Origin of the sequence: Candidatus Kryptobacter tengchongensis, assembly GCF_001458555.1 — a bacterium.
Classification (GTDB): Bacteria; Bacteroidota; Ignavibacteria; order Kryptoniales; family Kryptoniaceae; genus Kryptonium; species Kryptonium tengchongense.
The window spans coordinates 1-10,741 of sequence record NZ_CZVH01000068.1 but is presented as its reverse complement, the minus strand read 5'-3'; the positions used below and the strand labels follow the sequence as shown (position 1 = coordinate 10,741).

The following is a 10,741-nucleotide window of genomic DNA, read 5'->3' as shown; positions in this document are numbered from 1 at the left end:
AAATCCAGTTTTCAACATTTTAATTGAAGATGATGAGGGGGTTGATGTTTCAAGAGAATCTTTAAAATTCAAAATTGACGGGAAAGATGTAAATTATTCTGATATTGTAATTCCCGATACCATTCCAAATCCGAAAAGTTTATTTGTTAAATTAAGTCCAAAGTTAACAGAAGGAGAACACTGGGGAAGTTTTGCTGTGAGAGATGTTAATGGGAATTGGTCTGATGAGGTAAAGGTTTCATTTAAAGTTGTTTTAAATTTTGATGTCAAGATTTATGGCAATTTCCCGAATCCATTTTCAGATAGAACATTTTTTGCTTATGAGATTTTTGGTTCTCCGGTTGAAGAGGTTGAATTTAAAATTTACACCGTCGCCGGTAGGTTAATTCGGAATTTTAAATTTCCATCATCGGAGCCAGTTGAGGTTTATGGATTTCAAGTTGGTGGGACTGGCATACCGACTTCAATCGGTTATCATGAGATATGGTGGGATGGAACTGATAGAGACGGCAATGAAGTTGCAAATGGTGTTTATTTTTATAAATTTTCGGTAAAAAGAGGTGGCAAGGTTCAAAACTTTACTGGAAAAATTGCAAGGGTAAGGTGATATGAAAATTTGGTTATCAAAAATAATTTTTACTTTGTTGTTTTTTTCATTTGCGTATTCGGACAATTCAAAATATGCTGGTGAATTTTTGAGGATTCCCGTTGGGGCGAGGGCGCTTGGGATGGGTGGTGCCTTTATAGCAATTGCAAATGATGGGTCTTCGTTTTACTATAACCCCGCTGGAGTTGCTATATCTGGGAGTGGAATTTTATCCTTTATGTATTCATCTCAATTTGGTGGAATTACAAATCCGCTTGCTTCTTTTTTCCATCTTGGTTTCATACAAAATTTTCAAGGTCTTGGTCTTGCGATCAATTGGGTGAGGTTAAGCGTTGATGATATACCGTTGAGACCTGATTTTACAGGCATTGAAACCCCGATAGATAGAGAAAATCTTGTCAAAAACTACACAGGTGAGGGGTTTTTCAGCGATGTTGAAGATGCGTTTTATTTTTCATTCTCAAAGGAGTTTAAATTTGACATAAACTTTGGTTGGTCAAGATACAAACTTCCTGTTTCTTTGCCAGTTGGGATAAACTTTAAATTTATAAATCAGAAACTTGGTTTTGAGAGAGGAACTGGGTTTGGGTTTGATGTTGGCTTTATGTTCAGGTTCAGCATGGATGATTTCTTACAAAGGGAGAATATGGGCGATGTTTCAATTTCACTTGCCCTTAAGGATATCGGAAAAACAAAAATTGCATGGAGCACAAGAAGAGAACACCTCGTTGAATCAACGGTTATGTTCGGACTTGCTTATACTTTGCCCGTTAATTTCATTTCTGGGAAAATTACAGTTGCATATGGTAGTCAAAATTCTTATCTTACAGACAGATTATATGGGATTGAATATGATTACAGGGATTTGCTCTTTGTTCGCTTTGGGAAAAATGCCGAAAATTTAACAATTGGTGCGGGTCTAAAAATTGATTTTTTAATTGTTGATTATGCTTTTCTTGCACATGAACTTGGAGCGGTTCATAGAGTAAGTGGCTCTTTAATTATTGACAAAATTTTGAAAAGGTTATGAGGTTAAAAATTCAAATAATTTTTTTGCTCATTGCTTTATTTTTCTCGTGCAGTCCAACTCGTGAAAGTTTGCCTGTTCCTGATAAACCGAAAATTTATCCTGTGCCTGACCCTTTGGATGAATCAGATATTGGAAGCGGGGCTATTCCAGAGGTTAACGGGATAAAAATAATCTGGAGCAAGGTTGCAAATTCATCAGGTTATAAAATTTATCGTGGAGAGATGAGGGGGGACAAAGTTGAATTCAAATTTTATTATGATGTGAGAGCACAGGCGGGGATTGCGGATACATTTTTCATTGATATAAATGTTGAAGTTCGTAAGGTTTATTACTACTATGTCAGAGCATATAATCGTGATAATGTGGAAAGTCAACCATCCGATACAATTTCTTTTGAACTATATCATAAGCCAAGATTGCTCTCGCCCGGAAATAATTCACAGGTTAGTGCGGATACACTTATTTTTAGGTGGGATGACCCTAACGGTGGCGGTGATTTTGTAATAAGGGTAAAAAATGCTCAAACGGATAGCATTATCTGGATTTATAGATATGGAAGTTTTAGTGATTTCTGGGTTAAATTTAACATTGATTCAAGAGCAAGAGAAAACCTTGTATCCGGGCGTCAATACAAATGGCGAGTTGACAGAGTTCAGTTTGGACAAAATGCTGGTTCAAAATCCAACTGGGGTGTTTTTAATGTCAAATAAAAATAACGGAGGTGAGCCGAAGATATGTTAAGAAAAATAATCTTTTTATCTTTAATTTTTGTAACGACTTCATTCTCCCAGCTTTTTGAAAGCCCGAGAATTGTAACAGGCGGAGGTTCAAGTGCATATTATTTTGTTGGCAAAACAGGAGAACTTACTATCACTGTAAATCTCTGGGGATTCGTGAGAAATCCTGGAAGATATGAGGTTCCAAGTTCAACAGACCTTGTTCAATTAATTTCCTACGGTGGTGGTCCTTTAAAAGAAGCAAAGCTAAAGGATGTTAAGATCGTTCGTAGCGTTCGTGAAGATACCACCATCGTTGAAAAAGTTATAAAAGTCAATGTTGAAAAAATTATTGAAGATGGGGAACCAAGCCCGTTGCTTTTGCCTGGTGATACTGTGGTTGTCCCCGGTGGTTCAATTGATGTGATAAAGGATATACTTGCAATTTTAAGAGATATAGGTCTTGCAGCTGGCGGAATCGCAGCAATTATAAGTGTATTTAGAAGATAAATCAATTTGAGTTATGAAAAAAATAGAGGCGATTATAAGACCATTCAAACTTGATGATGTTAAAGAAGCGCTTTCGGAAATTGGGGTTCGTGGAATGACTATAACTGAGGTTAAGGGATACGGAAGACAGAAGGGACATACTGAACTTTACAGGGGAGCTGAGTATAAAATTGATTTCTTGCCAAAGATAAAAATTGAAATTGTAGCCCCGGATAATATGGTTGATAAAATTGTCAGCACCATAATAAAGGCAGCGAAAACAGGACAGGTTGGGGATGGAAAGATTTTCATTTACCCAGTTGAGGAGGTAATAAGGGTAAGGACAGAAGAAACGGGTGAAGATGCAATTTGAAGATTTGTTTTGGATTTGTTAGATTAAAAGTGTTGAGCTGAAAAAGTAAACCGAAATCACAATGGGAAAGGTTATCGCAATTGCTAATCAAAAAGGCGGTGTTGGGAAAACGACAACAGCTGTAAATGTCGCTGCATATCTTGCTGCACTTGAAAAGTTGACACTTTTAATTGATATTGACCCCCAATCAAATGCCACAAGTTCCCTTGGTGTTGAACCTGAATTTGAAAAAACAATTTATGAGGTTTTGCTTGGCAAAATAAGAGCAGAAGATGCCATTGTTAGTTTTTCTGATCCGTATTTAAAATTTCTTGAGCTGATCCCATCAAAAATAGAACTGGTTGGAAGTGAATATGAACTCATTGAATTTCAAGGTAGGGAAAGAATCCTTGCAAAGGCGATTGAAAGGTTGAGAAACAGATATGATTATATTTTGATTGATTGTCCACCATCTCTTGGGCTTTTGACCTTAAATGCGCTCACCGCAGCTGATTCCGTTCTAATTCCAGTTCAATGTGAGTATTTACCGCTTGAAGGTCTTGGTCAACTTCTTAATACAATTAAAATTGTCAAGGAGAGGTTAAATCCGAAACTGGATATTGAAGGTGTTCTCTTGACAATGTATGATAGCAGATTAAGGTTGTCAAATGAGGTCGCTGACGAGATAAAAAGATATTTCAGGGATAGGGTTTTTGAGGCAAAGATTCCAAGAAACATAAAATTAAGCGAGGCCCCAAGTCATGGGAAACCGATTTTACTTTATGATGCGAAATCACCCGGGGCGATCTCTTATGCGAAGGTAGCAGAAGAGATTATAAAAAGAAATGAAAAAACAGAAAAAATAGAAGGACTTAAAAGGCAAGAAACAATGGGGCAGGTATGAGCAAGCAAAGATTAGGCAGGGGGCTTGATGCTTTAATACCTCGTTCTGCAACTCGGGAGATAAGTATTGATTCAAAAGATTTGCGATTTGATGATGGGCAATCTGTTGGCGTAATTGCTAAAATTGAAATATCAAAGATAAAGCCAAATCCATATCAACCGCGAGAAAGTTTTGATAGAACATCACTTGAAGAATTGAAGCAATCAATAATTGAAAAAGGAGTAATTCAGCCAATAACTGTCAGAAGATTGCCAGGGGGAATGTATGAACTTATCGCCTGTGAAAGAAGAGTAAAAGCATCTGCAGAGGCAGGGCTTACACATATCCCTGCGTATATAATTGAAGTTGAATCGGAAAAGGAACTCCTTGAGCTTGCATTAATTGAAAACATACAAAGGGAGAAACTAAACCCGATTGAAATTGCTAAAGCATATCAAAGGTTGATTGAAGAGCTTGGTTATACACAGGAGGAAATCGCTAAGAAGATTGGCAAAGATAGGACAACCGTAGCAAATTTTATAAGGTTGCTGAAACTTCCAGAACAGATTCAGGAGAGTTTGAAGAAAGGCGAGATAACGATGGGGCATGCAAGAGCACTGATAAATATTCCTAGTAGAAAACTTCAGATTGAAATCTGGAATAAAATTGTGAAGCAGGGATGGTCCGTCAGGAAAGTTGAAAAGGCAGTTAGAGATTTGCTAAAAGGTAAAGATCTTGAAGAAAGAGCCCAGAAAAAGAAAACCCACGCATCTGCAGGTTTAAGGGATATTGAATCAAAATTGAAAAGAATTTTTGGGACACAAGTAAAAATTAAGCAAACGGGGAATAGCAAGGGTGAGATAGTTATTGAATTTTACTCAAGTGATGATTTTGAAAGGTTGCTTGAACTTTTTGAGATAATAGAAAAACATTCAAAGTAAAGTTTTATGAAGTTAACATTTACAATTTTTGCCATTTGTGTTCTATTTTCACTAATAACAATATCTGGAGGAAAGGTGGAAAAGAAAATAGTTTATACTGAAAAGGCGCCAAAGCCAGTTGGACCTTACAGCCAGGCAGTAATTGCTGGAGATTTTATTTTTACCGCTGGACAAATACCAATTGATCCAAAAACAAATCAAGTTGTTCAGGGGGATATAAAGGAACAAACAAAGCAAGTGCTTGAGAATTTAAAAGCGGTTCTTGAAGCATCTGGTGCAACATTTGACGATGTTGTAAAAGTTACCGTTTATATGAGAGATTTAAATGAGTTTTCGGCTATGAATGAAATCTATTCAGAATACTTCAAAAATTCTCCGCCAGCGAGAACAACGGTTGAGGTTTCCCGTTTACCAAGAGATGTGAAAATAGAAATTGATTTAATAGCTGTTAGAAGGCAGTCAAAATGAGGTTAAAAATTTTAATTTTGATTTTATTTGTAAATCTAATCGGATTTTCTCAAACCGACACGCTTAAAAATTTTAAAAAGTCAAATGTCAAGTCCCCGACAAAAGCAATGCTGATGAGCGCCATACTCCCAGGGCTTGGGCAATTTTACAACGGATCTTACTGGAAGATACCAATTATTTACGGACTTGCTGGCTATTTTGTGTATGAGTTGAGAGAAAATGATAAAAATTACAGATATTATCGTGATCTTTTCATGCAAAGTGTTCAAACATCAGGCGGGGATTATAGGTATAAAAGGTTGAGAGATTTCTACAGGGATCAGCGTGATTTGTTCGGAATATATATTTTTGTGCTTTACCTTGCAAACATTGTTGATGCCTATGTTGACGCACATCTTTATAATTTTGATGTCGGGGACGAACTCTCAATTCAAATTTTACCTGGAAGAGTAAAATTTCATTACAGATTTTAAGAATGGATTTTCTACTTTTTCTTTCATTTCTCATCCTGGAATTGATCACGCAAATTCAAATTGAGGCGAAATTTCTTTTTAAATTTGGAAATCTGAATAATCCACGTGGTATATCGTTAAGCCCAACGGGTGAAGTTTATATCGCTGACACAGGTAATAACTCGGTGAAAAAATTTACAAAGGATGGGAAGTTAATCCGGGAAATATCAGGTTATGGTTGGGGTGAGCTTGAATTTGATCAACCATATGATGTTGACGCTGGAAGTGGGATTGCGATTTATGTGGCTGATTACAACAACCACAGGGTTCAAAGGTTTGATAAAAATTTAAACTTCATCGCAACCTTGCAGGGTGAGTCAGATGGGGGGAAGTTTTTTGGCTTTCCAAAATCCATAGCCCTTTCAAAATTTGGAGAAATTTTTATAATAGATGAAGAAAATTTAAGGTGCGTAAAAATTAACAAATTTAATAAAATTGAAAAAACTTTCGGTGGCATTGAGGCTGGCGCCGGTAAACTTATAAAGCCAATTCAAATAGCAATCACATCCCAAAATCTGATATCTGTGCTTGATGAAAATTATGTTTTAATCTACGACTACTATGGAAATTTCTTGAGAAAGTTCGGAAATGAATACCTTAAAAATCCAACCGGATTGTTCGCTGACTCGTTGATTTATGTCGCTGATGGGAATGATATTTTTGTGTTTGATACAAGGGGTAAGTTCATAGGAAAAATTCACTCCGATGAGGAAATTTATGACATCGCTTGTCAAGGTTCTTTGCTTTACTGTCTTACGGAAAAGGAAGTTTTAGTTTATAAATTGACATACCTTAAGAAATGAGAAAAATTAATCTTGTCATAGTTCCATACAACGATTTTTTGAAGGGGAGAATTTACGGGTTTAGAAGCAGAGATCAGCATTTGTTTCTTGAAATCGTAAGAGATGAAAGGATAGATAAGGTTGTCATTGTTGAACGACCACGTTCAATGTTGAATTTTTTTCAAGCATTGAAATTTAAAATTAGTGGAGGTGAAAAGTCAGTTGTTAATGTGAGTGGTTTAGGGGAGAAAATTTTTATTTTTGAATTTTTTACTGTTGGTTTGGAGCAGGTAAAGTTGAAACATCTGTGGTTTGACAAAGTTTATGGAAGTGAAAAGTTTATTGAAAAGTTTCATGATTTGCTAAAGCAACTTGGGTTTGCAGATTTCTCGGTTATTTCGTTTAACCCATTCGCTAATAAATTTGTTGAGGCGATAAAACCAAAGGTTTTCGCTTTTGATGTTATGGATAACTTTTGTTTTCATCCCGAATTTAAAAATTTGAAAAAGTACATCTTTGAAAGTTTTGAATGGATTTCGTCAAAGTCGGATTTAATTTTTTGTGTGAATGAGAATATAAAAAATTTTTTTCTTGAGAATTATCCGCTCTCAAATGGGAAAATTTTCGTTTTGCCAAATGGGGTTGATGAAAATTTAAACTTTGATGGGGTCATCCCTGAAGATATTAGAAAAATTAAAAATCCAAGAATTGGCTATGTTGGCGTCATTTCAGATAGAATTGACTTTGAACTTGTAGAGCGTATAGCAAAGGAAAGAAAAAATTACAACTTTATATTTGTTGGCGGTAAGTATGGCAATGTCAGCAGGATGATCAGAAAATTGAAAAGAAATCAAAACATTTATTTCATTGGTGATAAACATTACAGTGATCTTTCGCGCTATATAGGTTCATTTGATGTTTGCATTGTCCCCCACAAAGTCAACGAATTCACACTTTCAAATGACCCGATGAAAATTTACGAGTACATATATTTGGGTAAACCTATCGTTGCGACGAAGATAAGCATACAAAGCAGGCTGGTTGATTCCATTTTTATCGCTGGTGATGAGATGGAGTTTTTAAAATATCTTGATATGGGGGTTGAACTTGCGAAGGATGAAAATTTTGTAAAAAGGCAGAGGGAAACGATAAAAAGTGATATGTTTTGGAGGGAAAAAGCAAGATTTATCGTTGATGAAATCTATGCAAGACAAAATTTAATGTGCGAAGGTTAATTTTTCAGGCTTGATTTTTGTTCAAACCTATATTTAAATTTAATAAAAAAGTGATCTCGCCGTATGTTTATGCGACTTATACTTTATCTTCTCACTTTAAGTGTTTATCTTTTTTCACAGGGGTTTGAGTATGATTATCTTATTCAGGGGGCGAGGATAGTTGACGGAACGGGTGCACCGTGGTTTGTTGGGGATGTTGGAATAAAGGATGATAAAATTGTTGATGTTGGTTTTAAACTTGATAAAAACAAGGCAAAGAGGGTTATAAACGCTGATGGTTTATATCTTGCTCCGGGATTTATTGATATTCACTCACACGCAAGGGGTGGGTTGATGTTTGAGCCGACAATGGAGAATTTACTTAGGCAGGGGATCACAACCGTAATTGAAGGAAATGATGGCTCTTCGCCTTTGCCTTTAAGAATTGCATTTGAGGAATTTGGAAAGTTACCTCTTGGAGCAAACATTGGCTTTTTCATCGGGCATGGAACAGTGAGGGATTCAATCATGGGGTGGGAAAACAGGAAACCGACAAAGGAGGAACTTAACAAGATGAAGAAACTTGTTGAAGAAGCGATGAAGGAAGGTGCTTTCGGATTGTCAACAGGGCTCATCTATCCACCGGGTTCTTTTGGAGATACTGACGAAATAATTGAGCTTGCAAAAGTTGCTTCAGAATTTGGCGGAATTTACATAACCCATATGAGAAATGAATCAAATAAAATACTTGATGCAATTGAGGAGGCGATAAAAATTGGTAAAGAGGCAAAAATTCCTGTTCAAATTACCCATCACAAAATAGTTGGTCGTGCAAATTGGGGAATGAGTTTAAGAACCTTGTTAAGGATTGAAAGAGCAAGGGAAGAAGGGATTGATATAACTCTTGATCAATATCCCTATACAGCAACACACACAGGGATAACTGTGTTGATCCCAGGGTGGGCGATGGAAGGTGGAAATGAGAAACTTCTTGAGAGGCTGGAAAATCCAGAGTTGAGACAATTAATCAAACAAGGCATAATTGAAAATATGAAAAGCGATCGGGGAAGTGGTGACCCAGCAAACATTCAAATTGGAAGTTGTAGATGGAAACCTGAATATCAGGGCAAAACACTTGCTCAAATTTTAAAAGAGAAAAATCTTGAACCGAACTTTGAAAACGCAAGTGAGCTTGTAATTGAAATAGTTGAAAATGGTGGTTCAACGGCAATTTATCATTCCCTTAATGAAGAAGATTTACAAAGGATTATGCGGTTTCCGTGGACGATGATTGCAACAGATGGTGGCGTTGCAAAGCCAGGAATGGGATTTCCACACCCGAGAACATATGGGACATTTCCAAGAGTTATTTCAAAATATGTTAGAGAGCTTGGTCTGTTAACTCTTGAAGAAGCTATAAGAAAGATGACTTCTCTACCAGCGTTGAGGTTGAAGCTTTTTAAAAGAGGTTTAATAAGACCAGGTTATTACGCTGATATTGTTGTCTTTGATTATAAAAAGTTTAAAGATAAAGCAACATTTGAAAATCCACACCAATACTCTGAAGGTGTTGTTTATTTATGGGTCAATGGGGTTTTAACAATTGATAATGAGGAGCTGACGGGAAAAACAGGTGGTAGAATTTTGAAACGAGGTGAAAGTTAAAATGGGAATTAGTTGGCAGATTTTTTAAATTAAACAAAAACAAAGTTAATTCTTTAAATGAAGCATACTGTGGCGGTTGCACAAATTGACTGTGTTCTTGGGGATCTGAAAAGAAACATTGAAAAACATATCTATTATATTCAGCAAGCGGTGAAAGAAAACGCTAAGTTAATTTTATTTCCCGAACTCAGCTTAACAGGTTATACCTTACGTGACATAAATGTTGAAATTGCTGTTAATCCATTTAAATCCAATGCACTTGATGATTTAAAGAAATTAAGCAAGGAGATAATCATAATTGCTGGGGGTGTTGAAGAAGGGGAAAATTATGGCATTTATAACTCTGCGTTCGTTTTTGAAGATGGCGAGATAAAGCACATTCACAGGAAAATTTATCCTCCGACTTATGGGATGTTTGAAGAAATGCGATATTTTTCAAATGGGAACGAAGTTCGTGCTTTTGATACCAAAATTGGACGGCTTGGTGTTTTGATATGTGAGGACTTGTGGCATATTTCACTTCCTTATTTACTTGCGATTGATGGAGCAACCGTGATAGCAGGGCTTGCTGCAAGCCCAACTCGTATATCTGGGGATTCCGAAGAACTTTCAAACTACAAAATCAACTCAGAACATCACAAAACCTATGCACGTTTGCTAAGCCTTTATCTTCTTTTCAGTAATCGGGTTGGATATGAAGATGGCGTTAATTTCTGGGGAGGTTCAGAAGTTGTGAACTCAGATGGTGAGGTTGTCTCAGTGGCAAAATTTTTTGAAGAAGATTTAATTTTTGCAGAGATTGATTTTAACACAATAAAAAGGTCAAGACAATTTTCAAGACACTTCATTGATGAAAACCCTTTTCTCGTTGAGCGAGAAATTAGAAGGATTTTAAAATTATAAAAAAGACGCAGGCATTGATGCCTGCGTCAGCTTCATTTAAAACTTTAATCTTAGCTCGGTTGCAACCGAGAAATGTCTTAAATCACCCCCAGCCATAACTTCATTTAAATGCCCTGTTGCTATATTAAATTCCAAAAATGGAAGATTTATACCTGTCCCAACTGAAAGAGCAAATCCCT

The 10,741-nt window shown here is 36.3% G+C and carries 12 protein-coding genes and 1 pseudogene; all 13 read left to right on the top strand.

All coding sequences use genetic code 11. The features are described from left to right. Positions 1–607 (top strand): annotated as a pseudogene (locus AT685_RS08435) (hypothetical protein); the annotation flags it as partial. 1 nt (position 608) lies between these two features. Continuing rightward, a complete protein-coding gene (locus AT685_RS05950; protein ID WP_072151936.1) occupies positions 609–1,637 on the top strand; it encodes a PorV/PorQ family protein in 1,029 nt (342 codons plus the stop codon). Beyond that, complete coding sequence (locus AT685_RS05945; RefSeq protein ID WP_072151935.1) at positions 1,634–2,347, top strand: hypothetical protein; 714 nt, start codon at positions 1,634–1,636, stop codon at positions 2,345–2,347. Before AT685_RS05950 ends, AT685_RS05945 begins: the two co-directional genes overlap by 4 nt. A 24-nt stretch (positions 2,348–2,371) precedes the next feature. Beyond that, positions 2,372–2,863: an SLBB domain-containing protein gene (locus AT685_RS05940; RefSeq protein WP_072150324.1), complete on the top strand. Its 492-nt coding sequence runs from the start codon at positions 2,372–2,374 to the stop codon at positions 2,861–2,863. 13 nt (positions 2,864–2,876) lie between these two features. Beyond that, the gene (locus AT685_RS05935) at positions 2,877–3,215 is read left to right on the top strand and encodes a P-II family nitrogen regulator (RefSeq protein WP_072150323.1); all 339 of its coding nucleotides are present in this window, start codon (positions 2,877–2,879) and stop codon (positions 3,213–3,215) included. Between the two features lie 61 nt (positions 3,216–3,276). Next, a complete protein-coding gene (locus tag AT685_RS05930) occupies positions 3,277–4,098 on the top strand; it encodes a ParA family protein (protein WP_072150322.1) in 822 nt (273 codons plus the stop codon). After that, entirely contained in the window at positions 4,095–5,018 is a 924-nt protein-coding gene (locus AT685_RS05925) for a ParB/RepB/Spo0J family partition protein (protein ID WP_072151934.1), read from the top strand. The genes AT685_RS05930 and AT685_RS05925 overlap by 4 nt, the downstream gene beginning before the upstream one ends. Positions 5,019–5,024: 6 nt before the next feature. Next, a complete protein-coding gene (locus AT685_RS05920) occupies positions 5,025–5,486 on the top strand; it encodes a RidA family protein (protein WP_081040611.1) in 462 nt (153 codons plus the stop codon). Beyond that, the gene (locus tag AT685_RS05915; protein ID WP_072151933.1) at positions 5,483–5,959 is read left to right on the top strand and encodes a DUF5683 domain-containing protein; all 477 of its coding nucleotides are present in this window, start codon (positions 5,483–5,485) and stop codon (positions 5,957–5,959) included. Before AT685_RS05920 ends, AT685_RS05915 begins: the two co-directional genes overlap by 4 nt. A gap of 2 nt (positions 5,960–5,961) precedes the next feature. Further along, positions 5,962–6,801 (top strand): NHL repeat-containing protein, encoded by an 840-nt coding sequence (locus AT685_RS05910; RefSeq protein WP_072151932.1) that lies wholly within the window; start codon positions 5,962–5,964, stop codon positions 6,799–6,801. Continuing rightward, positions 6,798–8,015, top strand: coding sequence for a glycosyltransferase (locus AT685_RS05905; protein ID WP_072151931.1), 1,218 nt, complete (start codon positions 6,798–6,800; stop codon positions 8,013–8,015). The genes AT685_RS05910 and AT685_RS05905 overlap by 4 nt, the downstream gene beginning before the upstream one ends. A 63-nt stretch (positions 8,016–8,078) precedes the next feature. After that, complete coding sequence (locus tag AT685_RS05900) at positions 8,079–9,659, top strand: N-acyl-D-amino-acid deacylase family protein (protein WP_072151930.1); 1,581 nt, start codon at positions 8,079–8,081, stop codon at positions 9,657–9,659. A gap of 57 nt (positions 9,660–9,716) precedes the next feature. Continuing rightward, on the top strand, positions 9,717–10,562 hold the full coding sequence (locus tag AT685_RS05895) for a nitrilase-related carbon-nitrogen hydrolase (RefSeq protein ID WP_072151929.1): 846 nt from the start codon (positions 9,717–9,719) through the stop codon (positions 10,560–10,562). The last annotated feature ends 179 nt before the right edge of the window (positions 10,563–10,741 follow it).